The organism is Tumebacillus lacus (assembly GCF_026410385.1).
Classification (GTDB): Bacteria; Bacillota; Bacilli; order Tumebacillales; family Tumebacillaceae; genus Tumebacillus; species Tumebacillus lacus.
In genome coordinates, this window is the sequence record NZ_JAPMLT010000001.1 from 690,833 (window position 1) to 714,724 (window position 23,892).

32 protein-coding genes are annotated in these 23,892 nt (G+C 59.0%); 10 read left to right on the forward strand and 22 right to left on the reverse strand.

Annotation, left to right across the window (positions count from 1 at the left end; all coding sequences use genetic code 11):
• Positions 1–88: 88 nt before the first annotated feature.
• The 3 genes from OS242_RS03445 to OS242_RS03455 all read right to left on the reverse strand — a co-directional run bounded on the left by OS242_RS03445 (position 89) and on the right by OS242_RS03455 (position 3,106).
• Positions 89–1,708 carry a PAS domain-containing sensor histidine kinase gene (locus OS242_RS03445; protein WP_267150246.1) on the reverse strand — a complete coding sequence of 540 codons (1,620 nt, stop codon included), beginning with the start codon at positions 1,706–1,708 and terminating at the stop codon, positions 89–91.
• A 111-nt stretch (positions 1,709–1,819) separates the two neighbouring features.
• Positions 1,820–2,203 carry a hypothetical protein gene (locus OS242_RS03450; RefSeq protein ID WP_267150247.1) on the reverse strand — a complete coding sequence of 128 codons (384 nt, stop codon included), beginning with the start codon at positions 2,201–2,203 and terminating at the stop codon, positions 1,820–1,822.
• Positions 2,204–2,299: 96 nt separating this feature from the next.
• On the reverse strand, positions 2,300–3,106 hold the full coding sequence (locus tag OS242_RS03455) for a S1C family serine protease (protein WP_267150248.1): 807 nt from the start codon (positions 3,104–3,106) through the stop codon (positions 2,300–2,302).
• A 139-nt stretch (positions 3,107–3,245) separates the two neighbouring features.
• On the opposite strand from OS242_RS03455, the gene OS242_RS03460 reads away from it, so the two are divergent.
• A complete protein-coding gene (locus OS242_RS03460; RefSeq protein ID WP_267150249.1) occupies positions 3,246–4,109 on the forward strand; it encodes an urease accessory protein UreH domain-containing protein in 864 nt (287 codons plus the stop codon).
• Between the two features lie 55 nt (positions 4,110–4,164).
• Here the strand turns inward: OS242_RS03460 and OS242_RS03465 are convergent, their stop codons facing one another.
• The 8 genes from OS242_RS03465 to OS242_RS03500 all read right to left on the reverse strand — a co-directional run bounded on the left by OS242_RS03465 (position 4,165) and on the right by OS242_RS03500 (position 8,288).
• Positions 4,165–5,664 carry a leucyl aminopeptidase gene (locus OS242_RS03465; RefSeq protein ID WP_267150250.1) on the reverse strand — a complete coding sequence of 500 codons (1,500 nt, stop codon included), beginning with the start codon at positions 5,662–5,664 and terminating at the stop codon, positions 4,165–4,167.
• 76 nt (positions 5,665–5,740) lie between these two features.
• Positions 5,741–6,154 carry a hypothetical protein gene (locus OS242_RS03470; protein WP_267150251.1) on the reverse strand — a complete coding sequence of 138 codons (414 nt, stop codon included), beginning with the start codon at positions 6,152–6,154 and terminating at the stop codon, positions 5,741–5,743.
• 130 nt (positions 6,155–6,284) lie between these two features.
• On the reverse strand, positions 6,285–6,515 hold the full coding sequence (locus OS242_RS03475; protein ID WP_267150252.1) for a hypothetical protein: 231 nt from the start codon (positions 6,513–6,515) through the stop codon (positions 6,285–6,287).
• Positions 6,516–6,533: 18 nt separating this feature from the next.
• Positions 6,534–6,698, reverse strand: a complete 165-nt coding sequence (locus tag OS242_RS03480) for a hypothetical protein (RefSeq protein WP_267150253.1) — start codon at positions 6,696–6,698, stop codon at positions 6,534–6,536.
• A gap of 103 nt (positions 6,699–6,801) precedes the next feature.
• Positions 6,802–6,996 carry a Fe-S cluster assembly protein IscX gene (gene iscX, locus OS242_RS03485; RefSeq protein WP_267150254.1) on the reverse strand — a complete coding sequence of 65 codons (195 nt, stop codon included), beginning with the start codon at positions 6,994–6,996 and terminating at the stop codon, positions 6,802–6,804.
• Between the two features lie 36 nt (positions 6,997–7,032).
• Positions 7,033–7,287: a zinc ribbon domain-containing protein gene (locus tag OS242_RS03490; RefSeq protein WP_267150255.1), complete on the reverse strand. Its 255-nt coding sequence runs from the start codon at positions 7,285–7,287 to the stop codon at positions 7,033–7,035.
• Positions 7,250–7,711 (reverse strand): sirohydrochlorin chelatase, encoded by a 462-nt coding sequence (locus OS242_RS03495; protein ID WP_267150256.1) that lies wholly within the window; start codon positions 7,709–7,711, stop codon positions 7,250–7,252. The genes OS242_RS03490 and OS242_RS03495 overlap by 38 nt, the downstream gene beginning before the upstream one ends.
• 34 nt (positions 7,712–7,745) lie before the next feature.
• A complete protein-coding gene (locus OS242_RS03500) occupies positions 7,746–8,288 on the reverse strand; it encodes an NADPH-dependent FMN reductase (protein WP_267150257.1) in 543 nt (180 codons plus the stop codon).
• A 145-nt stretch (positions 8,289–8,433) separates the two neighbouring features.
• Between OS242_RS03500 and OS242_RS03505 the strand changes: the two genes are divergently transcribed.
• Both OS242_RS03505 and lepB read left to right on the forward strand, forming a co-directional pair.
• Positions 8,434–8,598 carry a hypothetical protein gene (locus tag OS242_RS03505; protein ID WP_267150258.1) on the forward strand — a complete coding sequence of 55 codons (165 nt, stop codon included), beginning with the start codon at positions 8,434–8,436 and terminating at the stop codon, positions 8,596–8,598.
• A gap of 89 nt (positions 8,599–8,687) precedes the next feature.
• Complete coding sequence (gene lepB, locus OS242_RS03510) at positions 8,688–9,215, forward strand: signal peptidase I (RefSeq protein ID WP_267150259.1); 528 nt, start codon at positions 8,688–8,690, stop codon at positions 9,213–9,215.
• A 12-nt stretch (positions 9,216–9,227) separates the two neighbouring features.
• On the opposite strand, the gene OS242_RS03515 is transcribed toward lepB, so the two are convergent.
• On the reverse strand, positions 9,228–10,550 hold the full coding sequence (locus OS242_RS03515; protein WP_267150260.1) for a helix-turn-helix domain-containing protein: 1,323 nt from the start codon (positions 10,548–10,550) through the stop codon (positions 9,228–9,230).
• A 64-nt stretch (positions 10,551–10,614) separates the two neighbouring features.
• On the opposite strand from OS242_RS03515, the gene OS242_RS03520 reads away from it, so the two are divergent.
• Positions 10,615–10,857: a DUF1450 domain-containing protein gene (locus OS242_RS03520; protein ID WP_267150261.1), complete on the forward strand. Its 243-nt coding sequence runs from the start codon at positions 10,615–10,617 to the stop codon at positions 10,855–10,857.
• 91 nt (positions 10,858–10,948) lie between these two features.
• Here OS242_RS03520 and OS242_RS03525 read toward each other — a convergent pair whose 3' ends face one another.
• The 3 genes from OS242_RS03525 to OS242_RS03535 form a co-directional block, all read right to left on the reverse strand.
• Positions 10,949–11,776 (reverse strand): DUF2797 domain-containing protein, encoded by an 828-nt coding sequence (locus OS242_RS03525; protein ID WP_267150262.1) that lies wholly within the window; start codon positions 11,774–11,776, stop codon positions 10,949–10,951.
• Positions 11,777–11,851: 75 nt separating this feature from the next.
• The gene (locus OS242_RS03530; protein ID WP_267150263.1) at positions 11,852–12,811 is read right to left on the reverse strand and encodes a GNAT family N-acetyltransferase; all 960 of its coding nucleotides are present in this window, start codon (positions 12,809–12,811) and stop codon (positions 11,852–11,854) included.
• Between the two features lie 57 nt (positions 12,812–12,868).
• Complete coding sequence (locus OS242_RS03535; RefSeq protein ID WP_267150264.1) at positions 12,869–13,462, reverse strand: CBO0543 family protein; 594 nt, start codon at positions 13,460–13,462, stop codon at positions 12,869–12,871.
• A 125-nt stretch (positions 13,463–13,587) separates the two neighbouring features.
• On the opposite strand from OS242_RS03535, the gene OS242_RS03540 reads away from it, so the two are divergent.
• The 3 genes from OS242_RS03540 to OS242_RS03550 are packed head-to-tail and all read left to right on the forward strand — an operon-like array spanning position 13,588 to position 16,509.
• Entirely contained in the window at positions 13,588–14,562 is a 975-nt protein-coding gene (locus tag OS242_RS03540) for a DNA-3-methyladenine glycosylase family protein (RefSeq protein ID WP_267150265.1), read from the forward strand.
• 38 nt (positions 14,563–14,600) lie between these two features.
• Complete coding sequence (locus OS242_RS03545; RefSeq protein ID WP_267150266.1) at positions 14,601–15,842, forward strand: S-layer homology domain-containing protein; 1,242 nt, start codon at positions 14,601–14,603, stop codon at positions 15,840–15,842.
• 49 nt (positions 15,843–15,891) lie between these two features.
• Entirely contained in the window at positions 15,892–16,509 is a 618-nt protein-coding gene (locus tag OS242_RS03550) for a GNAT family N-acetyltransferase (RefSeq protein ID WP_267150267.1), read from the forward strand.
• Here OS242_RS03550 and OS242_RS03555 read toward each other — a convergent pair.
• The 6 genes from OS242_RS03555 to OS242_RS03580 all read right to left on the reverse strand — a co-directional run bounded on the left by OS242_RS03555 (position 16,467) and on the right by OS242_RS03580 (position 21,542).
• Complete coding sequence (locus OS242_RS03555) at positions 16,467–16,826, reverse strand: hypothetical protein (RefSeq protein ID WP_267150268.1); 360 nt, start codon at positions 16,824–16,826, stop codon at positions 16,467–16,469. The two genes, OS242_RS03550 and OS242_RS03555, sit on opposite strands and share 43 nt — an antisense overlap.
• A gap of 259 nt (positions 16,827–17,085) precedes the next feature.
• Positions 17,086–17,556 carry a GNAT family N-acetyltransferase gene (locus OS242_RS03560; RefSeq protein ID WP_267150269.1) on the reverse strand — a complete coding sequence of 157 codons (471 nt, stop codon included), beginning with the start codon at positions 17,554–17,556 and terminating at the stop codon, positions 17,086–17,088.
• Between the two features lie 51 nt (positions 17,557–17,607).
• Complete coding sequence (locus tag OS242_RS03565) at positions 17,608–17,940, reverse strand: hypothetical protein (protein WP_267150270.1); 333 nt, start codon at positions 17,938–17,940, stop codon at positions 17,608–17,610.
• 3 nt (positions 17,941–17,943) lie between these two features.
• A complete protein-coding gene (locus OS242_RS03570) occupies positions 17,944–19,356 on the reverse strand; it encodes a leucyl aminopeptidase family protein (protein WP_267150271.1) in 1,413 nt (470 codons plus the stop codon).
• Between the two features lie 105 nt (positions 19,357–19,461).
• Positions 19,462–20,991: a glycerol kinase GlpK gene (gene glpK, locus OS242_RS03575; protein ID WP_267150272.1), complete on the reverse strand. Its 1,530-nt coding sequence runs from the start codon at positions 20,989–20,991 to the stop codon at positions 19,462–19,464.
• A 95-nt stretch (positions 20,992–21,086) separates the two neighbouring features.
• Positions 21,087–21,542, reverse strand: a complete 456-nt coding sequence (locus tag OS242_RS03580; protein WP_267150273.1) for a methyl-accepting chemotaxis protein — start codon at positions 21,540–21,542, stop codon at positions 21,087–21,089.
• A 236-nt stretch (positions 21,543–21,778) separates the two neighbouring features.
• Here OS242_RS03580 and OS242_RS03585 point away from each other — a divergent pair, with 236 nt between their 5' ends.
• The gene (locus OS242_RS03585; RefSeq protein WP_267150274.1) at positions 21,779–21,943 is read left to right on the forward strand and encodes a hypothetical protein; all 165 of its coding nucleotides are present in this window, start codon (positions 21,779–21,781) and stop codon (positions 21,941–21,943) included.
• 70 nt (positions 21,944–22,013) lie between these two features.
• Here OS242_RS03585 and OS242_RS03590 read toward each other — a convergent pair whose 3' ends face one another.
• Positions 22,014–22,658, reverse strand: a complete 645-nt coding sequence (locus OS242_RS03590) for an SIR2 family NAD-dependent protein deacylase (protein WP_267150422.1) — start codon at positions 22,656–22,658, stop codon at positions 22,014–22,016.
• 93 nt (positions 22,659–22,751) lie between these two features.
• Here OS242_RS03590 and OS242_RS03595 point away from each other — a divergent pair, with 93 nt between their 5' ends.
• Entirely contained in the window at positions 22,752–23,666 is a 915-nt protein-coding gene (locus OS242_RS03595; protein WP_267150275.1) for a YIEGIA domain-containing protein, read from the forward strand.
• Positions 23,663–23,869, forward strand: coding sequence for a capping complex subunit for YIEGIA (locus tag OS242_RS03600; RefSeq protein ID WP_267150276.1), 207 nt, complete (start codon positions 23,663–23,665; stop codon positions 23,867–23,869). The genes OS242_RS03595 and OS242_RS03600 overlap by 4 nt, the downstream gene beginning before the upstream one ends.
• Positions 23,870–23,892 lie beyond the last annotated feature (23 nt).

Below are 23,892 nucleotides of genomic sequence, written 5' to 3' on the forward strand. Positions count from 1 at the left end.
CTTTCTACATACTTCGACGGATGAAAGGAGCAAATCGTTTCACGATCCAAAAAAGTTGCATAATTTACAAGAAATGGATGAAAGCAAACTAACCGATTTCAGCAACGGCACCCGTCAGTTCGACCGGCAAGATCACGTCGATCGTCGTCCCGTCCGGGCCGCTCTCGATCTCGATCTCGCCTTGGTGATACTGTATGATCTTATAGCTGACCATCAGACCAAGCCCCGTGCCCTTTTCCTTTGTCGTATAGAACGGCTCTCCCAGGCGCGGGATCAAATCCTCCGGGATGCCGCACCCTTTGTCGGTGACGCGGATCAGCAGGTGATCCTCATCCTGCCGTCTGACCTGCACCTTCACATCGCCGCCCTCCGGCATCGCCTCAATGGCGTTTTTCAACAGATTGATAAACACTTGTTTGAGCTGATTTTCCTCACAGACGATCAGAGGCAGTCCCTCTTCAAACTCGGTGAGGATCTGCACGTTGTTCATGATCGCCTGCGTGTCGACCAACATCAAAACGTTGCGCAGCAGCACCGTCAGATCCCGCTCTTGCAAGTGCACCGCCTGCGGTTTGGCGAGCAAAAGCAGCTCGCTGACGATAAAATTGATCCGGTCCAGCTCGTCCAGCATCACCTGATAATAACTGGGATGTCCGGCGCTCCCCTGCTGGAACAACTGCACAAACCCGCGCAATGCAGTCAGCGGATTGCGGATCTCATGCGCCACGCCGGCCGCCAATTCCCCGATCACGCGTTGCTTCTCCGAATTGCGCAGCAGCTCCTCCGTCCGTTTGCGCTCCGTCACATCGCGGGAGACGATGACCATGCTGTCCATCGTCCCGTCCTCGCGAACCACCGCCATCCCCCGGCTTTCCAGCGTCACGTACTCGCCGTTTTGGTGCCGATAGCGGAACTCCGACGAGACAGGCAGCGAGGCAAGGATCATCTGTTGCCAGGTCTCTTTCATCAGCTGAACGTCTTCCGAATGCACCAGCTCGAGCGAGCGCAATCCTTGAAAATAGCTCAGATCATACCCGAGCACCGTCTCGTGCGACGGTGACACATAGCGGATGCAGCCGTCCGGGTCGACCAGCGAGATCAGGTCGGACGTATTTTCTGTGATCAGCCGGTACCGCTCCTCGCTCTCCCGCAGCCGACGCTCGACCCGCTTGCGCTCCGAGATATCGCGCAGGATGTTGGCAAATCCGACCACATTCCCCTGCTGATCGCGAATCGGCGAATACGTGATGCTCACATCGATCAGCGTGCCGTCCTTGTGGCGGCGAACCGTCTCGTAGCCCACCACGCTCTCTCCGGCGCGTACACGGCTTTGCAACATCTCCACCTCGGTGATATACGACTCATCGGGGATCGTCTGCACCTTCCGCCCGGTCATCTCTTCCACCGTGTAGCCGAAGATCTGCTCAGACGCCTTGTTCAGCCGCAACAGCGTCCCGTCCGGAGCAAACACCCCGATTGCATCGGCCGTGTGATCAAAAAACGACTCCAGTTGCTCCTTCGTCGCCCGCAGTTCCTCCTCGGCGACGCGGACACGCTGGACCACCACAGCCGACATCAGCGCCAGTCCGACGGCGGTCACGCCCCCGATCAGCATCAAGCCGTCCAAGTCCTTCTCATATCCATATAGAATCGTCAATAGCAGCAACAGATGAATGACCCCGTAGACGAACGAACGTCTCTTTTCCACCTTTCCTATGTCACCGACCTTCCCTTTTTCAATAGTATCTGACTGTATCATAGAACAATCGCAAGAAAAAAGCACCCTCCCGCGGGTGCTTTCCGAATCGGGACGATCCCGTTATTCTTTTCCGCCAAACAGCCCGGCCACCAGCGCAGCTCCGCAGGTGATCTGGATATACGCATTGTCCAGAAAATGCGCCATCAGCGGCGTCATCCGTACCCACCCGGCAAAACTGCACAATGTCCACCCGAGCAGGACGACACAAGGCGCGAACACCAACCCAAGCACCGGCCACCTCACCCCGCGCTTCATCCGCGGGACCAACGCCACACCGAGATACATCCCGAAGCAAACATCGAGCAGCAGATGAATCCACATCACCGACCCGTACTCATACGTCCGGGCCATGTACCCTCGCACCCACTCCCGGATCTCCTCCGACACCCACAACAGCACAAACAGCCCGATCACCCAACACACGACCTGCTTCCAGGATCGCATCATGTCCACCCCCTGCAGAATGACTCCGTGTCGAAATATATTCAGGGGAAGGCGCAAAAAAACCACCCTCATAAAAAACGGGTGGTTTCTTCACTGCTACCTCTTTCTCCCCTTCCCCGCTCTCCTTCTCAACTTCGGCACACCGCTCATCAGATCCCGCACCACGTGCTTCACCTGATCGACGGCAATCGCAAACCCGATGCCTTGCGAACTCGCGCTCACCGCTGTGTTCATGCCGATCACCTGTCCACGCAGGTTGATCAGGGGACCGCCGGAGTTGCCGCGGTTGATGGCAGCGTCCGTTTGGAGCAGGTGCGGGTAGTGCCGGTCGCCGATCTGGATCGGCCGCTCCAGGGCGGACACGATGCCGACCGTGACGCTGTGGTCGAGGCCGAGCGGACACCCGATCGCCACCACCCACTCCCCCGCTCGGACGCTGTCCGATCTGCCGAGCGGGATCGTGCGGCAGTTCTTGGGCGGGTGGACCTTGAGGACGGCGAGGTCGTCTTTGTAACTCGTCTTGACGACTTCGGCGCGCATCAAGCGATCTTGGTTATAAAATCGCACAAAGACCTCTTCCGCGTTGTGGATGACGTGTTCATTCGTGAGGATGTACCCGCGGGGGTCAAAGAAAAATCCCGTTCCGATATTCGTGGTGTTGCGCTTTGGCTTTTCGTCGAACGAATCCGCGATGGGAAGCGGATGACCGCGACGGCGCCGGGAGGAGGACTCGCTGCTTTTCTCAGGTTCTCGTTTCGAGACTTCAATGTTGACGACCGCCTGTTTGTAGCGGTCGACGACGTCGGCGACGCTCATCGCGGCGAGTCCGGGGAACAGGCGACGCTCCGCCGCCTTTTTGCGGGTTTTCTTGGTTACGCGCAGGTTCTGATTCGCCTTTTTCACTCCACTCACCTCGTATCCACATCGTATGTGTTCGCCCGCCCCCTTGTACGCCTAAAATGCGGGCGAGTGGACAAAAAGGCGATTGTCTTGCATAGACATATACTGACAAGCTCTGACGACTCTCGGAGGTGACTTCGTTTTGGAACTGCTCATCGCTTTGCCGGCGGCGGCAGGACTCGGCGCGATGCACTTTTTGGAACCGGGACACGGCAAGGGCGTCATGACCGCCTATCTGGTCTCGTCGCGGGCGCGCACCCGCGATGCGATCACTCTGGCGTTCACGGCCGCTCTGTCGCATACCTTTTCCATCTTTCTGATCGCCTTGGTCGCCACGTCTGCGCTGCAATTTCTCCTGCCCCATCAAGTCGAAGGCTGGCTTGGCCTCGTCTCGGGCGCGATCATCACGTACATCGGGGCCAAAATGGTCTACCAGCGTCTCTTCCCGCCGGTTGTCACGCTCGGCGGCATCCGTCGCGCTGCCACAGAAGGCACCTACGTCTGCGATCACGGACACGTGCATCTGATCGGCGATCCCGGCGGACACGATCACAGCCATCACGGCCATCGTCATTTCGATGACCTCATCACCCTCGACGACCTCGCTCCCGGCTACGGCTCGTCCGGTGCAGGCTATGGCTCCTCCTCCGGCTCAGCCGTCCACCACCGCACCGTCAACCGCCTGCAGGCCTCTTCGTTCCGCCGCCTGCTGACCATCGGCGTGCTGGCCGGGCTGATCCCCTGCCCGAGTGCGCTGGCGATGTTGCTCGCCGCCACGTCGGCCGGGCAGGTCACGCACGGCATCGGGATGGTGCTCGCGTTTTCACTGGGCGGGGCGGTGTCGTTGTCGCTGATCGGCATCCTGCTCCTGCGCGCGGAGAACGCCGTCAAATTTTTCGAACGCCGCAGCATCGGCCACATGATGGCGACGTTCAGCGCCCTGCTGATCGTCGTGCTCGGCTTCCTCGTCACCTACGAGTCGATCCTCAAACTGGAATTGATGTAACCGCAAGCAAAAAAGCCACCGACACGATACGCTGTCGATGGCTTTTTTCTTTTCATTACTCGCCGAGGTTTTCCGCCAGCTGCACCAGCGTGCGCACGCCAAATCCGGTCGCGCCCTTCGGATGCAGGTCCGAAGTGCCTTCCGCGTCGCGAGCCGTGCCCGCGATATCGAGATGCACCCACGGGGTGTTCTCCACAAACTCGCGCAGGATCATCGCGCCGACGATGGAGCCCGCATCGCGGCCGCCGGAGTTTTTCATGTCGGCGACGTTCGAGTTGTACTGGCGGCTGTATTCCTCCACCAGCGGCAGTTCCCAGACGCGCTCGCCCGTTTGGTGGAACGCTTCCTTCACCACAGCCGCCCAGTCGGTGTCGTTGGAGAACAGACCGCCGACTTGGCGACCCAGCGCGATGGAGATCGCACCGGTCAGCGTGGCGGCGTCGACGATCTTGGTCGCGCCGTTGCGCACCGCCCAGGTCAGCGCATCGGCCAGCACCACGCGACCCTCGGCGTCGGTGTTGACGATCTCAATCGACTTGCCGTTCATCGCGACGACGACATCGCCCGGCTTGATCGCGTTGCCGGAGACCATGTTCTCCGCCGCCGGGATCACCATCATGATGTTCGCCTTCGGTTTCAGCGCACCGATGGCTTCCATCGCGCCGAGCACCGTGCCGGCACCGCCCATGTCGGTCTTCATCAATTCCATCCCGGCCGGGGGCTTCATCGAGTAGCCGCCGGTGTCAAAGGTGATCCCTTTGCCGACATACGCGATCTTCTCTTCCGACTCCGGCGCGCCGTTGTGCGTGATCACGATCAGTTTCGAGGGCTGGTCGGAGCCTTGGCCGATGCCGAGCAACGCGTTCATGCCCAGTTCCCGCATCTCCGCTTCTTCGAGGACCTGGATGCCAAGACCGTGACGGTTCGCCACTTCGGTCGCCAGCTCCGCGAGACGGGTCGGGGTCAGCGTGTTCGCCGGTTCGTTGATCACATCGCGGGAGAAATTGGTCGCTTGAGCGATGATCAGACCGCGCTTCAGTCCTTGCTGGATCGCCGCTTCCTTGCTCGCGTCGTTCTCGACGACGAGGACGCTTTGCAGAGTCTCTTTTGCCTCATGCTTTTTCAGCGTCTTGACTTTGTACAGGCCGAGCACCGTGCCTTCCGCCAACGCTTGCGCCGCTGCGGTCACATCGAGACCGCCGCTGCCAGCACCGTGCACGATAGTGGCGATGCGGGTCGGTTTGAACTCGCGGGTCGCACGCGCAGCCGCCGCTGCGATGTGGCGGGCGCGGTTGACGTGAAATTCTTCCCGTTCGCCAAGCCCGACCACCAGCACGCGCTGCGCCTTGATCTTGCCGAACGGGTACAGGGTGCGGGTCTCTTTAAAACGCCCGGTCAGATCGCCGGCTGCGATCAGTGCGCTGATCTGGCCGTCCAGCGCGGCGTCGAGCGCTCCGGTCGCGCCGCCCAAAGCGGTCACGCCTTCGAACAGATTGACGATCAAAACGTCAGCTTCCACTTCGGTGATCGGTTGCAGGGTCAGTTGAAAGTCCATGAAAATCCTCCTCGGGAAGTAAAATAAGGGTATGTAAGCGCAGAAAAAGACCGACCTTGACGGTCGGTTTCTTCAATCAGTCCAGTTTCGGTTCTGCGTCCGCCTTCGGAGCTTCTGCCGATTTCGGAGCTTCTGCCGATTTCGGAGCTTCTGCCGGTTTCGCAGCCGCAGCCGGTGCCGGTTTTGCAGCAGCCGGTTCTTTCGGCGGCGCGGGCGGTGCCGGCGGGAGGTCGACGAGTTGAACGCCCGTCAGGAACTCAGCGCCGCTTGTCAATTTGAAATACAGATCGCGCTCATCGCGAGCATGCACAATCGCCCCGTTGCGAATCACGAACGGCACGTCAAAGCACAGCGAGCACAGGTCCTTGCCTGCGCAATCCTTGATCTCAACTTTCTCATCCGGATATTTGGACGTGTACGCATCATAGACACGTTGGGAAAACTTTTCGAGGTTCTTCTGGCAGAACACCATTTTCACAGACGAAGCCAAGAGAGACAACTCCTTTACTCAAAACAGACTGGTACGAAGCACTCCCTCTATTCTACATCAAATAGGGCAACAAATTCCAGCCATAGCCCCTCGATTGTTCGACTTCTCAGAAATAACAGCGGCACTTCGCTTAAAACAGGTCTTGTTGCACGATCGCGTAGGACTCTTTTCCGCACGAAGAACACCAAAAGAGATGCGTGCACGTTTCATTCTCCGCCCGCACCTGCGTCGACAGCCAATACGGCGAATAGTCGCTCACATAGTCGCTGACCATGCCGCCGTCTGTCATCGCCGTCCCGCAGTCTTTGCAGGGCACATGCATCTCCTGAAGCCCGTTGCACAGCGGACACACCTGTTCCATATCGCCGAGGCCTCCTTTTCAACTGAGCAGATAGCGGACACCAAACTTGCCTCGTTTCGTCTTGAAGATCTGCACGACAGGCTGGCTGTTGCCCGCCATCATCTGATCATCGCGCATGCACATCGCCACGTAATTGGCAAGCGAACGATTGTCATACGTTCTGGCTTCATACATCCAGGCCATCCTTTCCACTTCCCCCTTTTGACTTCTCCTCCTACTATGCCCCGGAAAAACGGAAAAAACGCCCGACTCTGCCACAGAGTAGGACGTTTTCCCAATCAATCGATTACTCCACCAGATCGTGCCACGCCATCTGGATCTCTTCCAGCACCTTCTCGCTGGAGTCGGCTGCGTCGCCTTCAAAGCCTTCCAACTCCAGCACCCAACGGCGCAGCGTTGCAAAGCGCAGCGAGAGCACATCCGTATCCGGGTGCTTCTCGTGAAGTGCCTCCGCAATATCCAAAGCATCTTCCCAGTTCATCGCGTATGTACCCCCTTTCCTACCTCTCCGTCTCGATCAGCAGTCCGCGTCATCCGCACCGAACGCCGTCTTGTACATCGAGCAGGCCACCTTGCCCGTCGCCTTGTTGCGCCACAGGCCGAACACCCACTCGCCTTCAAACAGGGCGAACGTCCGCACATACACCGCGTCACAGGATGAACAAGCAGCGCGCTGCTCCCCTTTTTCGCCCGTCGGCATCTCCGGCCGGACTTGATGACCGCAGGCCGAACACTCAAAGAGTTCCATTCTCGCGTCCCGGTTGTCGCTCATGCTCGCCCTCCTCTGCTGCCGGTCTGCCTTGCGTTCCGTCTACATTGTACCACAGTTCATCCGCCGCCTGTACGCGCTCCCAGGCGATGTCGGCCAAGAGTTCATGCCCGCCCAGATGCTCCGCCTGCACAAATTCCACCTCGGGATGCCGCGCTCTGGCTGCGTGCAACTCCTGCGGCAGATCCTGCGCGACATGACGTCCCGGCAGCAGAAAATATGGAACGGCAATCACCCGCGTCGCTCCTTGCGCGACGCAGGTGTTCAGACCGTTTGGGATATCGGGAGCAGTTCCCTCCAGAAACGCCGCTTCGACGATGCAGTCGCCGCCGCTGCGTTTCCGTACGAGCTGCACCAGAGCGTGCAGATCTTCGTTGACAGCCGCCATCGGACTGCCGTGCGCGATCAGGAGGATCGCTGTCTTCATCGCGTCCGCCTCCCTCTCGTAGCAGGATGCCCGATTACTTCGCTGCGGCAAACAGTTTAACGAGGCGCGCCACGTCCTTGCCGATCGCTTCAAAGCGCTCTTGCAGCTTTTCATCGGAGAACGTGCCGTCCGGGTTGAACTGGGTGCCGCCCGGTACCGCGCCGAAGTGCGGGGACAGGTAGCCATGCAGGGAGCGGATGATCGTCATCATCGTGTTCAGCGTGTTGGTCGCCACCGGGCCGCCGCCCGACGCGATCAGACCGACCGGCTTGCCGGAAAATTGGTTGTAGCCGACAAAGTCGAGCGCGTTTTTGAACACGCCGGAGACGCTGTTGTGGTATTCCGGCGAGCCGAGCAGGAAACCGTCCGCTTGATCAAACAGCGCGACAAACTCCGGCACATGGCCTTTGCTGTAGTTTTCCGCGTCAGACGGGTCATAGATGTGCAGCGGCTTTTCTTTCAGATCCCAAAAGACGACTTCCACGCCTTCGCGACGGGATGCTGCTGCTGCTACTTGGACGGCTTTAGCCGTGATGGAATCCTGTTTCAAGGAACCGACGAGAGCTACGATTTTCATCGAAAAAAATACCTCCATGACTGGTGCATGCTATTTTATGTACTTAATATACAATTTTGTATAAAAATGTGTCAAGAAATTTTTCCCGCTTTTCCGCTCTCTGGGGCATACTACGCAAGATGTTGCCAGGAGGGGAGGTGATCCCATGTCGGGACGATGGAAAAAGGCGGTGTGGATCGCGCTGGTCTCTTCAATGTTGCTCGCCGGTTGTGCGAACGACGAACAGCGCAACCCGAACGACACCAACTCCGGCGGCGGTGCTCGTGGCAGCGGCGGCACCGGCGGGATGGGAGGCGGAACCGGCTCCTGAGCCGCTTTTTGCAGGAATCTTTCTTCACGGCGCGAAGTAAAGTCGTATTCATCCCATGCGACGCGCCGAGAAGGAGGGTTCCCGCTCAAATGTTCAAAACAATCCAAACACGTTGGTTGCGCGAAACGGTCAATTGGGTGTGCATCATCACCGTCGCCGTCCTGCTCAACCTCGTGCTGCGCGAACACGTCTTTGCGATCACCAAAATCGAAGGCTCCTCGATGTTGCCGACCTTGGAAGACCACCAGCGGGTCTACCTGAACCGTCTCGCCTACACCGTCGGCGACCCGGAGCGCGGCGACATCGTCGTCTTCCCCGCGCCGCACGACTCCAAAGACTACATCAAGCGCGTGATCGGCCTGCCTGGCGACAGCGTCGAGATCAAAGAAGGTCGGCTCTACGTAAACGGCGAGCATCAGCCGGAGACCTACATCGACACCGTCCCGGAAGATTTTCCCGCGGTCACCGTCGCACCCGACCACCTGTTTGTCATGGGCGACAACCGCCACCCGATGGGGTCGCTGGACAGCCGCGACACCCGCGTCGGCCAAGTCGCCATCGATCAACTCAAAGGCCGCGTCGATCTGGTGCTCTTCCCGATGCCGCGCATCTTATAGAAAAGAAAAAACCTACGGATACGTCCGCAGGTTTTTTGTCGTGATCAAGCGGCTGCCGAGCAGCCCGTTGACTTTTGTCTGCCAATCATGAGCGGTCTGAAAATCCCCCGCTCCCTTGCAGATCCGGGCGAGCAGGAGACACGCCCCTTGCCACTCCTGCTCCCACCCTGCCCTTTCGAGCAGCCGCACCGCTCGCTCCGCTGCCGCCCGTGCGCCTTTCGCGTCGCCCGCCTGCCACATAGCATCGGCGAGCGCGCGATACAGCACGCCGCAGTGACGATCTTCCGGCGGCAACTGACAGATCGCCTCCTGCAAGGTACGCAGGGCAGCACCCGGTTCGCCGACGCTCTGCACATGTTGCGCGTGCAAGACGAGCACCTGCCCGATCAACTCCGAAAGGCCGAGCGTCAACGACTGGCGTAAACAGTCGGCAAACTCCCGCTCCGCCTCGTCCCACCGCCCCATTCGGCCCATCAGCCGTGCCTGCCACGCCCGCATCTCGACGGCCGCCCGCCTGTCGCGTCCTTGCTCATACATCGTTCGCGCCGCATCAAGATGCTCGGCCGCCTCCGACCATCGACCCAGCCCTTCCAGCGTTTGCCCGAGCCCGGCATGAGCAGATGCCCGCAGTCTCCACAGCCCCCGGCTGCCCCGCAGCGCGTCGACCGCCTTTTGAAACGCCCGCAGTGCCGCATCCGGCCGTCCCGACTGCTGCTCCGCCCGTGCCAGGCCGAGCTGCGCCGACACGATCAGCTCCCTGTCTGCCGCGAAATGGAAGGACAGATCTTCCCGCACGCTCTCCCACTCGCGCAACGCCAGCCGCCACTCTTGCAAGGCCACCTCCGTCTCGCCAAGCAGCGCGGCCACCTCGCCAAGCCGGCAACGCCACCGCAACACGTCCCGCGCCTCGCCTTCCCGAACGGCCAGACGCAACGCCTTCTCATACCAAGTCCTCGCCTCGAACAGCCGTCCGAGCCCGTACAGACAGTCTGCCGCCTGCCCGGTCAACTCACGCAGCGACCAACCCGGATGCGGATCGTCGAGACAGGTGAACAGCAGCGGCAACGCCGCCTCCCGATGCCCGAGCGCGAGCAACGACTGCGCTTGTTTGTAACAGGCCGCCCGCTCCTGATCGACCGACTGCGCAGGAAACAGTTCCTCCTCCGCCACGCCGAGCCGCTCCGCCAGCATCACCAGCAGCTCGCGGGACGGCTGCACCCGGTCCGACTCGATCTGCGAGATCATGCTCTTCGAGACCAGCCCCGCCGCCAGCTCGCTCTGGGACATGACAGCGCGCCGACGCAAAGACCTGATCCGCGCTCCCAAAGTAGTCACGACTGGTAAACCTCCCTTATTCTTGATACACTGGTCAGGAACCTGGAAGAAGGAGCCTGCCGATATGGGAATCGTGATCGTCGAAGTCTGTGACGTCAACCCGGCCTCCGGGCTCGACCTCGAACAACTCGAAACGGAGTATGCCGGGGTGAGCGTGATCCGGACGCCGTGCCTGAGCAATTGCACGCAATGCGCCGCCGTCCCCTACGCCTACGTCAACGGCGAACTTCTCACCGCCGCTGACAAAGACGCCCTGTGGAACGACCTCAAGCGCGAAATTGAAAAAGAACTGGAAGCTTGGCAATAACCAGTGAAAAAGAAAGGGCCTTGCCGCCATCACACCGGCAAGGCCCTTCTGTTGTCGACCGTTCTGCAGAAATCGGCATCCACGCCGACCGTTACGCCAGCGCGGCCGCTTCCTCCGACGCTTCCGTCAGCACCGCTTCGATCTTGTATCCGCTGTGCTTCTTCATGTTCAGCACGCCGCAGTCGAGGATCAGATACTGACCTTTGATCCCGAGCAGCTTGCCGGAGATCGTCGTCTCTTTGTCGAACGACAGCGACTTGATCTTCTCCAGCGTCTCCAAGATCGGGTAGGTAAACTCATACAGCTCGTCCACGTCAAACAGATACTGCTGGAACTCCTGCGGCACGATCTCCTTCACCTTCTCGCGCACCTCGAACAGATCCGCCTCTTCGGTGACGCCCTTGAGCATTTTCCGCCAGTCGGTCTTGTCGGCGATGTGCTCGGCGATCGCCATCTCCAGCTCACCCGCGAGCTTGCGGGTCGGCGTCTCGGCGATCGGGATCGCGCAGATCGCGCCTTGATCGACCCAACGGGTCAACTCGCGATTTTTCCGGGTCAGGCCGACCTTCACATTGGACGACAACGCCAGATAGACATAATGCGGAATCATGCAGTGCGTCTGTGCAAACTCGTCGTCGCGGCACGTCCCCAGATGATGGTGGCACTCGTGCGGCTTCATGATGCACAGATCGGTCTCCGCCAACGTCGTCACGCACGGATAGCAGTAGCCGCCGCCGTACAGCTTTTTCACTTTGCGGCCGCACGTGCCGCACGCCTTTTCATCGAGAAACGTCAGCTGCACCTGCCCGCCGATAAACGGATTGAGCGACACCCGTTCCTCGCCCATTTCCAAAAAATATTGAACCGGGAGTTCCGGCTTATGCGTCAATTCACTCAAAAACCCTGTCAAAGTGGTCATGCGGCAACTTCCTCTCTCTCCCACGACTCTTATCTGAGAATCAATCAAATCTATCAACCTGTACCGTCTAGTGTATCAAAGATTCGGCCTCGTTGCCACGTACAAAGAAAACCGTTCCGTCGGCACAAATCCGACCCGTTCATAGATGCGGCGCGCAGGCTCGTTCGGATCTGACACCGTCAACGCCACCTTTTCTTGCGACCCGCGCCGCTCGCGCACGCGTTTCAAGCCTTCGCGCACGATCTCCTCGCCATAGCCTTGCCCCCGCGCTTCCGGGAGCACCGCCGTGTAGAGCAGCATCGTCTGTCCGGCGTATCGTCCGGCTGTCAGATGCTGAAACAGGGCAAACCCGACATCCCTCCCGTCCCGGTCGGTCGCCAGCACCCACACCCCCGGATCAAGCACGCCAAACCGGTCGCGGAACAGATGAAAACTCTGCTCCGGGTGCCGCGCATCCCAATCCATCGCCGGATCGAGCGACCCCTCAAACGAGCGGCAAAACGCGCGCAGAAACCGTTCATGCACATCCTCGTTGTATGTAACAAACGTCAGCCTGTCTGTCGTCGACGCGACCGACTCCTTAAGATCGATCACCATATCGGTGCGCGTCACCTGCCGATCAAACCCGCGGCGCAACAGATGTTCCCCAAGCAGCCCTTTTGGCGACGGATAATCCACATAGATCGCCCGATTGACCACCGGCGACAGATGCGGCCAGAAATCACGCAAAAAAGCGTCCCGCACCGACTCCTGCGAGACCTCTTGCACCAGCGGATCGATCTCGGGCCGGGTCAGATGCACATCCCGATCAAACTCCCCGTATCGCCACACCCCGATCATCCGCGCCCCGAGCATCGCCACCAGTGACTCCGACTCGATCGTCTCCACCAGATCCTGCCGGTTAAACCGCGCCAGATCCCGCTCCATCTGCACCTCAAGCTCCGCCCCGCGCAGTCCCCTCGCAGCCAGCACGACACGCGTCATGCCGAGGATATCACCCGGTCGCACGTTGCGGATTTGGATGTCTCGTTCCATCGATTACTCCCCTGCTTTCCGTTTAACTCCAGTATCATTTCTACTATACAGGAAAATTCACTTTAGTTTCATCCCCACATACATCCCGGCCAAGAAAATCGTCGAGATCAAAATAAAATGCACCGCGATCCATACGGGTCTTCCGTATTGAAACAGATCGGCCGCGATCGGTTTTCTCGCTTCAATCGGCACGATCTTTCCCCCGACCCATTCAAAGAACAGGAGATAGAGCCACCACCACGTATAGGAATCCCATGTGTCCCAGTATTTTGAATACATCAAGATATCAGTCTTGTTCGACAGCAGGATTTCAAAAGAGATGCCCAGATGAACGACGGCCCAGTAGAACGGCACTTTCCATTTCCAATCCGTCGGGCTGTAGCGAACGCTTAGCAAGACCAAACTGGGAAAAGAGAAGATCACCGCCAACACATGAAAGATCGGAAATTGCGGTCGAATTGCATTCGGAAACAGATAGAAACCGAAATACACAAAAACCCCGCACAGAAACATCGCCACCAGACTGGCCAATCCAAAGAGCATCCCATAGCGTCGCCAAGAAGTTCTCATGATCCATAAACTGACGATGACAGCCGTGAGAATACTGCCGATTACGATGGCCGTCTCCAGATTCCACCCAAATATCGTCATCCTGTGCTCACCTCTGTATGAATGTCGTGCCTCTCATTCAGAATGGTCATGATACAGGTGATTTAGGCAAGGTGGAAGAATTATCTATAGACAATCCCTGCACCGCAGAAACGGAGGCTCCCCCCATGATATACACCTATACCCTGACCCCGGCCGCGCCTTACCGATTCCGCTACTTCAAAGAGCGCGTCGAGACCTCGTCCAACTCCTATCTCTACAGGATCAGCGACGATCAGATCGCCCGCGCGCACATCCTCGGCGACGACACCGTGCTCGTCCGCGTGCGTGCCGAGCAGCCGGACAGCCCGGATGCGGCTCCCTTGCTCCATCTCACAGTCGAAGGTGCGCCCGCGCAGGACGTCGCCGACCGCGCCGCAGCCGTTTGGCGGCACATGCTCTCCGCCGACCGCGACCTCGCCCCCTTTTACAACGCCGTCGCCCACGACGACATCCTGCGCGGCTTGACCGAGCGCTACAAGGGCATGCATCTCCTGCTCGACAGCGACCCGTTTGAAGCGATGATCCTCGCCATCATCGGTCAACAGGTCAATTTGAGCTTTGCCGAGTCCCTGAAAAAAAGCCTCGTCGAGCTCTGCGGCCGTCACATCACAGTCGGCGGCGAGACGTTTGTGGCATTCCCCGGTCCCGAGGAGATCGCCCGTCTCACCGCCGACGACCTGCGCGCGCACAAATACAGCCAGCGCAAAGCGGAGTACGTCGTCGACTTCGCTCGCGGGGTGGCAGAAGGCAGCGTCGACCTCGTCGCCCTCGATGCGATGAGCAACGAGGAAGCGATCCAATACCTCGTGAAACTGCGCGGTGTCGGCCGCTGGAGTGCAGAGTGCGTCCTGATGAACGGTCTCGGCCGACCCGACCTGCTGCCGGCTGCCGACATCGGCCTTCGCAACGCGATCCGCCATTTCTACGGCTGGGAGCATCAGCCGACCGAGCAGGAAGTGCGCGACTTTGCCGCCGACTGGAAAGGCTGCGAATCGTACGCCACCTACTACCTCTGGACCGCCCTCGGCGCAGAAAAAGCGATCGCAGCCGCCCGGAAAAAACGAAAATCGACCCCCACAGGCAAGTCTTTCCACTCGTAGAAATATGACAGACACGAGTTTGAAGGAGGAATTGAAAAATGAAGAAGACCGCTTCCATCCTGCTTGCCCTGACTCTCGCTGCGACCGGTGCCACCGGCGCGTACGCCCAAGGGGACGGCCCGTCGCGCACGATGCCTGCCTTGGACGAGATCGGCCACTTCAAATTTAACGGTCATTTCCACGACGTGACCAAAGGCGACTGGGCGATCCGCTACATCACCGAGATGAACACCAAAGGCGTGATCAAAGGCGACGGCTACGGTCAGTTCCGCCCGAGTGCCAACGTCTCCCACGAAGAAGCGATCACTATGACCGTCCGCCTGATGGGCCTTGAAGAAGAAGCGCGTGCCATCACCGACATCGACCTCGACCTGAACGACGAAGCAAAAGTCTCCGCCTGGGCCAAAGCCTACATCGCCCTCGCGCAGGAAAAAGGCTTCCTCGACACCGGCATCACCCTCGACCCGCAAGGTCATGCCGACCGCGAGTGGATCACCCGACTCGTCGTCCGCGCCATGGGCCTCGAAGCAGAAGCCAAGGCGCACATGACCGACAAACTCGACTTTAAAGACGCGAAAGAAATCGAAGCCGACTACGTCGGGTACATAGCGGTCGCAGCGGAGCAAGGCATCATCAACGGCTACCTCGACCACACGTTCCAACCGAACAAGCCGGTCAAGCGCAACGAACTGGCCGCGATCCTCGCCCGTGCAGAAAACCGCTTTGAGTACGACCGCGACCGCCAGCGTCAATCGCAAGGTCAGCTCCACGGCACCCTGACCGCCGTCAGCGACACCTCCCTGACCTTCCGGACGCCGACCGGGGCGACGGCCACCTATAAACTGTCCGGCTCCTACTACGTCTTCCTCGGCGAAAAGATCGCCCAGCTCGCCGACCTGAAAACCGGCATGGGCGTGCGCGTTTTGCTCAACGCACAAGGCCAGATCGTCTTCATCCAAGCCCAGCCGCAAGCGCCGAAGCGCGAGGAGATCGCGACTCATGCGTTTGGCACCGTCACCGCCTACACCGCGCCCAAAGCGGACGCAGCCGGCATGATCACCATCGCCCAACCGGCGAAAAAGCACCCCACCGAAGACAAGGACAAACAACCGCGCACGTTGACGCTATCCGTTGCAGCCGACGTAAAAATCCTGCACAATGGAGAAGTCGACGTCCTGAAACAGACGGTCACCGTCAACGACCGCGTCGAACTGCTCATCGTGAACAACACCGTCCTTGAGGTGGACGTTCTCCCGGCCCTGCTCAAACAGCCGGAGTAAGGAGGCACCGGAACCCAGGGCGGTCAGTCAGACAAAAGGAGTTTTCAGAATGATCTCAATCGCCCTGCAACCATTCGACCCGGCCGACATCGACCGCATACTCGGCTGGATCGACACCCCGGAAGAACTGATGCTGTGGAACGGCACACATTTTACCTTCCCGCTCACCGCCGACCAGTTGGAATCCCGTTATCAGCGTGCTGTCACGTCGACCGACATGCGGATGTTTAAAGTCGTCGACACCGCCACCGGCACACACATCGGCCATATCGAGTTGACCGACATCGATCTCGTCAATGAAAATGCCAAGATCTCCTGCGTCCTCCTCGGCGACCGCGCCTATCGGGGCAAGGGGCTCGGCAGCCAAATGATCGATCTCCTGCTCGACTGCGGCTTTGGCGAATTGAACCTGCACCGCATCACCTTGTTCGTCTTCGATACCAACACAGCGGCCATCCGTGCTTACGAGCGAAGCGGCTTCGTCACAGAAGGCCGCATCCGCGAAGTCCGCAAACTGGGCGACACCTACTGGAGCCTGTACCAAATGGCATCCTGCAGCGTGAATGGCAACAAAAAAAACCTCTTCGTTAACGAAGAGGTTTTTTCATGTCCACCGGCTGCTGGCTATCGCAGATCGAATCCGCTCTGTCCGAACGGCTTCGGCTGAGCCTGGATGCCGTCAAACAGCAGCATCCAGCCTGCTTCCACGCGGTACATGCGCATCTCGACTTTGTCATCCATCATCAGCAGATGGAACAGGCTCATATCCGACTTGAAATACGGCGACAGATGCTCATCGTGCAATTTCAGGTTGAGCACCCGATGCTTGTCCTGCTGGGGGATCGTCATCCCGTCTGTCAACACAAAGTCAGCCACCGTCAACTCCGGCAAAAACGGAGCTTTCGTATGCGACTTCAAATGCTCATACAGATTTCGAACCGCCTTCGCTTTCCGACTTGCCTCCAAGATATATGCGTAATACATAACACAGCTCCTTTGGAAAAACGGTCATGCGTATACAGATTTAGGATAGCATATTTGGGGAGAAAAAGCATCCGTCTTTGCCTACCGACTGTTCCAGACAATCGCGATACCACTTCCACCTGATTTTACCGCTTTAACGAGTAGAAGTATCACTGTATACTAGCAGTACAACCCCACCCCAAGGGAGATACCCTTCGCTCTTTTCCTGTTATAGAGAGGCCCACGCCCCCGTGGGCCTCTTCCTATTTCGTCTGCCCTCTTACCCGAGCTTTTTCCCCAATCGCCAACAGAGCTGCCCGTGATTGTTGGGCTCTTCGCACAGACGGACGAGGTTTTGCTTTTCATAGAAACGAATCGCACGCGGGTTCGACTGCGCCACACGCAGGTGATACTCATCCAAGCCCATGTTGGAAAATAAGTCTTCCGCATACCGGATCAGTTGCTCGCTGTATCCTTTCCCGCGACAGGAAGGGATCACATACACGAAAGATACATACCCGATCTGCTTCCCTTCATAGGGCATCACCCGCAAGACCAGCTCGCCGACGGTCTGCCCCTCCTGTTCCGCCAACACGAAACCTTCCGGCAGCGCATCTGCTTTCCCCTTGGCAAATGCCAAATAGTCCTCCCGATCCACCTCGATCTCTTCCTCACCCGAGGCCGTCTCCGTGAAAAAGGCGATCAACGTATCCAGATCATCCTCTACCCGCACCTGACGAAAACTCAGCATTTGGATCTCCCCTTCCTTTCCTGTCACTCTATCAAAAAAACAGCCCTGACACTAGTCAGGGCTGTTCTCATGATTCTCGTCATTCCGACTCTCATACGACTCATATCGGTCATCATCGTCCTCGTCATCATCCCGGTCTTCCCACTCGCGGAGCTTTTCCTGGTACCGCAGCTTTCTCTTGATCTCTTCCTCGGGCGACCACCATTCGCGGTCGACGCGGGAGAAGACGAAGATGAACGGCAGGATCAGGATCAGGCCGCCGAGGGCGATGATCGGGATCGAGAGCAGCGACCACAGCAAGGAGACGCCGCTGAAGTAGAGGATGAAGAACACCAGCGGGCAGAATACCAGACAGGTGCGCCACCAAAAACGGTAGTAAGACATGATCTAGCCGATGATGAAGTCTGCGAGCAGACGCGCACCGAAGCCGGTTGCGCCTTCGTTGGAGTAGGTGTGGACGCGGTTTACGTCCATCGGGCCGGCCATGTCGATGTGCGCCCACTTCTGTTCCGCACCGACGAAGCGGCGCAGGAACAAAGCTGCGGTGATCGCGCCTGCAAACGGGCCTTCCGCGATGTTGCGCACGTCCGCATACGCGGAGTACAGCAACTCTTCATACTCGTCTGCCAACGGCAGCTCCCACACTTTCTCACCGGTCGAGTACGCCGATTTTTTGATGCCGGAGACGACGCTCTCTTCGCCGAACAGACCCGCGTACTTCTTGCCGAGGGCTGCGAGGCACGCGCCGGTCAGAGTCGCGATGTCGACAACGCGCTTCGCACCCAGCTCTTGGGAGTACAGCAGCGCATCAGCCAGCACGAGGCGGCCTTCCGCGTCGGTGTTGCCGACTTGGACGGTCATGCCGTTTGCATACTCGATGATCTCGCCCGGCAGCATGGAGTTTGCGTCAAGCAGGTTTTCGCAGGTCGGGATCAGTGCGACGATGTTCGCTTTCACGCCGAGGCGGGTCAGGATGTACATCGCGCCGACAACCGCTGCCGAGCCGCCCATGTCCATCCGCATGTCGGACAGGTCACGCGCGATCTTCAGCGACACGCCGCCCGAATCGTAGGTCAGACCCTTGCCGACCAGCGCGGTCAGCTCTTGCGAAGCGTCAGTCTGGTAGGAGATCTTGATCATCGCGCCCGGGTTTTTGCTGCCTTTGCCCACCGCGATGATCCCGTTGAACTTCTTCGCCGCGAGGTCGTCGCCTTTGAAGACTTCCACCTGCGCGTCGGTGCCTTTGAACAGCTCTTGCACGTAGTCCACGAGGTCGTACGGGCGCATTTTGTTCGTCGGCTCGTTCTTCAGGTCGCGGGCGATGCAGGTGCCCTCGGAGTAGACGGTCGCTTTTTTCACGACTTCATCCAGGCCGGTCAGCTCACCGTCCACCGTTGCGATGGTGACCGTCTCCACCGTTTCTGCTTCAAATTTCTTTTTGTATTTGACGAACTGGTAGTCGCCGAGCAGGAAGCCCTCGACCGTTGCGTGAACCAGCTCTTCTTTGGTGAAGTTGGTGCCTTCGGGAAGCAGCACGGTGACTTCCTTTTGCTCTTCTTTGCGAGCGGCGCGCGCGCCAAAGCCCACGGCGTTGCGCAGTTTGTTCAGTTCGAACTTCGCGGCCGCGCCCATGCCGATCACCGCATAGCGGGTGCCTTCGCGATCAAAGAACACAGCATGGTCTTTCACCTTGCCGTGGTATTCGTTCAGTTGGAGACCGAGTTGATCAAAGGATTGTCCGATGAATACCGGAACGATCGTCAATTGACCCGCTTGGCGTTTGCCCGTCTGTACTTTCATTTTCTTGTGTTCCTCCTTATGTAGCGAAACAGACGTTTCGGGTGTAAAAATAATGACTCTTTGTTCATTATAGCGTTTCCAACTAGGAATACAAAGAAGTTTTTCCTACTCCGCTAAAGTCCAACCCCCGGCGCGCCCTGTCGCTTTCTTCCATCCTCGGTACAAATCAAGCCGTTGCTCCTCCGCCATCTGCGGTTGGAACGCCGTTTTGGCGCCGATGTTCGCCGTCAGATCGTCGAGCGACGGCCAGTAGCCGACCGCAAGTCCCGCCAGATAGGCCGCCCCTCTCGCCGTCGATTCGTGGCTCTCCGGACGCAACACCGCACAGCCGAGCAGATCGGCTTGGAATTGCATGAGAAATTCGTTCTGCACCGCTCCGCCGTCGACGAGCAGCTGCACGATCTGCAGCCGCGAATCGGCCTGCATCGCCCACAGCACGTCGCACGTCTGGTAGGCGATCGCCTCCAGCATCGCCCGCGCGATGTGCGCCCGGTTGACCCCTCGCGTCAAACCGAGGATCGTGCCTCGCGCATACGGGTCCCAGTACGGTGCTCCAAGGCCTGTGAACGCCGGCACGATGTACACGCCGTTCGTATCCGGCACGGTGCGCGCCAGTTCTTCCGACTCCGCCGCATCGCGCAAGATGCCCAGTTCATCGCGCAGCCACTGAATGCCCGCGCCTGCGACAAAGACGCTGCCTTCCAACGCATAGGTGACCTGATCGCCGATCTTCCACGCCACCGTGGTCAGCAGTCCGCTCTCCGACGAGATCGGTTGCCCGCCGGTGTTCATCAACAGAAAACAGCCGGTGCCGTATGTATTTTTCGCCATGCCTTTCGCAAAGCAGCCCTGCCCGAACAACGCCGCCTGCTGGTCGCCCGCGATCCCGGCGATCGGCACAGCCGCGCCAAAGACCGTCTCGTCGGTCTGCCCGTAGACCTCGCTCGATCCGCGCACCTCCGGCAACATCGCGCGGGGGATGCGAAACAGGGCGAGCAACTCGTCGTCCCAGTCCAGCGTGCGCAGGTTGAACAGCATCGTCCGCGACGCATTGGATACGTCCGTCAGATGTAAGCGCTTGCCCGTGAGATTCCACAAGACCCACGTGTCGACCGTGCCGAACAGCAGCTCGCCCCGCTCCGCCCGTTCGCGCAGCTCCGGGGCCCGGTCGAGCATCCACTCCGCCTTGGTCGCGGAAAAATACGCGTCGATGACAAGGCCGGTCTTTTCCCGGATCATCTGCGCATGGCCCGCCTCGGTCAACTCTTCACAGCGCTCGGCCGTCCGGCGGCACTGCCAGACGATCGCAGGTCCCACCGGTTCGCCCGTGACCCGGTCCCAGATCACCGTCGTTTCGCGCTGGTTGGTGATGCCGACAGCCGCCACCTGATCGGGAGCCACATTTCCGTTTGCCAGCGCATCGAGCATCGCCTGCCGCTGCGTCTCCCAGATCTCCTTGGCGTCGTGTTCGACGTGGCCCGGAGTCGGATAGTGCTGCGTGAAACTGTGCTGGCCCACGGCGACGACGTTCGCCGCCTCGTCATAAAGGATCGCCCGCGAGCTGGTCGTGCCTTGATCGAGTGCCAGGATATATCTCGGTGCCGCTTGTTGTTCGATTGGTTCTGTTGGCTTCATCATGTTCCCCTCCCGAATGGAAAAACAGTCGCAGCTTCAGATACCGGGCTGCGACTCGTTTGTTTCGGATGAGTGTCCGATTTTATAGAACTGTATTATTCGCCGAGTTCGTTGATGAGCGAATGGATCGATTCTTTTGCGTCCTGCATCGCCGAGACGCTCTTTTGGACGGAGTTGGTCTCTTCTTCCACCGAGCGGAACAGATCCTCGGTGATGCCTTGCACGGCGGTCAGCACGTTTTTGATCGAGGTGGTCGCATCGGCCGACTGCTCGGACAGTTTGCGAACTTCGGTGGCGACGACGGAGAAGCCGCGGCCGTGTTCGCCGGCGCGGGCTGCTTCGATGCCTGCGTTGAGCGCGAGCATTTTGGTCATCGAGGCGATGCGGTTGATCGAGACGGTGATCGCGTCGATTTCTTTGATCTTCTCATTGAGGTATTCGGTCAGCTCTTTGGTGCGCTGGGAAGAGCGCTCCGTACGCAAAATTTCCGCTTCAGCGTTTTCGATTGCGCCGATCCCTTGGCGCAGTTCGTTCGCGAGTGCGTTCGACATGTGTGGTCCCCTCAATTCTCGGAAAATGAGATATTTTGTCGTTGCTGTAACGTGTGCGATATGATAATAGACAAAGTATAACATGGAAAGACTAGTACTGTCTCTCGCCTGTTTTCCCCGATTCCAAATCTTACGACTTTGTGAAACGATTCTCTTTCCTTGTGAAATCTGTTGCATAGCCGGAAAGTATAGTGGTATCATGGCAAATAGAAATCTAGCGTGAGGGGGGAGTCCCGATGTATCGTTTCTATATGGGTATTGCAATCATGTGTCTGTTGTTCGCAGTGTTCGGCCTGTTGCTTTCTGTCAACTCGGCCGCTTTCGCGACCGTCCTGCTTGGCTTTGCAGGCGCTTTCGTAGCGATCGCCTTCATCACCTCCGGACCGGAGTCCCGCTGGTAGGCGCGCTGTCGCTCGATTTCCACACATACTTCAAAAGACCCCTGCGTCCCACTTCGGCGCAGGGGTTTTTTTAGCGTGATGCAAACAGCTCCGGCAACACCGTCTCTGCCGCTTTGTTGCAGACGATGACCGGCACTCCCTTCTCTTCGCAGATCTTCGGCAGTCCGCCGACCGGCTGCATGTCCAACTTGGTCCCGACGACGAGCAGCAGGTCGGCCTCCCCCACCCAGTCGACCGCCGTGGCGAAGTGCCGCACCTCTTCCCCTTCAAGGACGATGTTCGGTTTGAGCAACTCGCCGCAGGACGGGCAGTGCGGCAACGGATTGGTCTCCGCCACATGCGCCGGATAGAGAGCCGCGCATCCGAGGCAGATCAACTCGCGCAGGTTGCCGTGGATCTCCAGAACGCGTTCGCTGCCCGCCTTTTGGTGCAGCCCGTCAAAGTTTTGCGTGATCACACAGGCCCCGCTCCTTGCCAACGCACGGTGCGCCTCATTTGGCACCGCTTCTCTCCAATCGAGCAACATCTCGCGGTAACACTCGTAAAACCGCTCCGGATCGCGCTCGAACATCTCCTTGGCAAACACCTCTTTGAGCGGCACGCCCCGCCACTCGCGCTTGATCGTCGGCAGGCCGCTCGCCACCGAGATGCCCGCCCCCGTGATCGCCACCGGCCGCCGGGCCGCCCTCGCCCATTCCCGCCATTGTGCCTCCATCACTTGATCGTCCCTCCTCTGCTCCTTGCAGGATGTCTCTTTTCAGTATGTCTCTTCCGCCCCCGGAAATAATACGGAAAAGGAGGGATGCCTGTGCCGGCCCAACTGCTCACACCGGAGCACCTCACGATGATCGCAACCGGCTTTGTGCTGGGCACCTACGCCCGCTATTCCACAGTCGAAGAAGACTACCGCCAGTTTCCCAGCTATCCGAACGGCTATCTGATCCACCTGGTCACCGGCGGCGTGGCAGCCGCCATCGGCGCCGTCGCGCTGCCGGCGTTGCTCACCAACAACTTTGTCGGCGTCTCCTTCCTCGCCCTCGCCATCCAACAGTTTCGCGACGTGCGCAAAATGGAGAAGAGCTCGCTGCAAGATCTGGAGCCGACCGAGCAGATCCCGCGCGGCCGCGCCTATATCGACGGGATCGCCAAAACGTTCGAAGCTCGCAATTATTTTTCGCTGATCACCGCGTTTGTCACCGTCCTCGTCATGTTGATGATCCCAGGTCACCGTCCCTTGCTGGACATCCCGTTCGGCGCGGTCGCCGGACTGCTGACGCTGTTCCTGTTGCGTCGGCTGTCGAAGGGCAAGACCATCGGGGAGATCGCCGACGTCGCGCTGGCCACGATCCGCTTTGAAGGGGACATGCTCTGGATCGACGACGTGCCGGTCAGCAACGTCGGCCTCCCCGATGTCCGGGAGCGGATGCGGCGCGAAGGCGTCGCCGTGATGATCACCGCCCGTACCGTCGGAGGCCAGATCGTGCTCGCCAATGAAGGCCAGCGTCAAGCGATCGCCCACGAGGCGGCAAGGACGCTCGGGCTGAAACGCTATCTCTATCAGCGGCGTGACTTTGAAAAGGGGCGGATCTGCTTCGCATTCCTCCCGATCCGCCGTGACAACGGCGCGCTGCTGGAACTGGTCGCGCAAGTGCCGATTCTCGAATCGGCGAAAAAGAGCGCCCGGATGCGCGATCCTGAGATTTTGCCGAAGGAGGGGCGGTGAACGAAACGATGACCCTGCGCCAAACCCGTGACATACTCGCCGTCGTCACCACAGACAAAAAGTGGCTCGCCGGTGGCAAAGCGCAAGCGTTTCTCGCTGAGTCAGACGAACAATGTCTCGCTTTAACGCAGGAAATTGCAAGTGCGTTGCACGGTGAAGTCTTTTCCCTTTCCAATGGGGTTTTCCTTGTACTCGGCATGTAAGCCCTTTCAAAACGAACAACGGT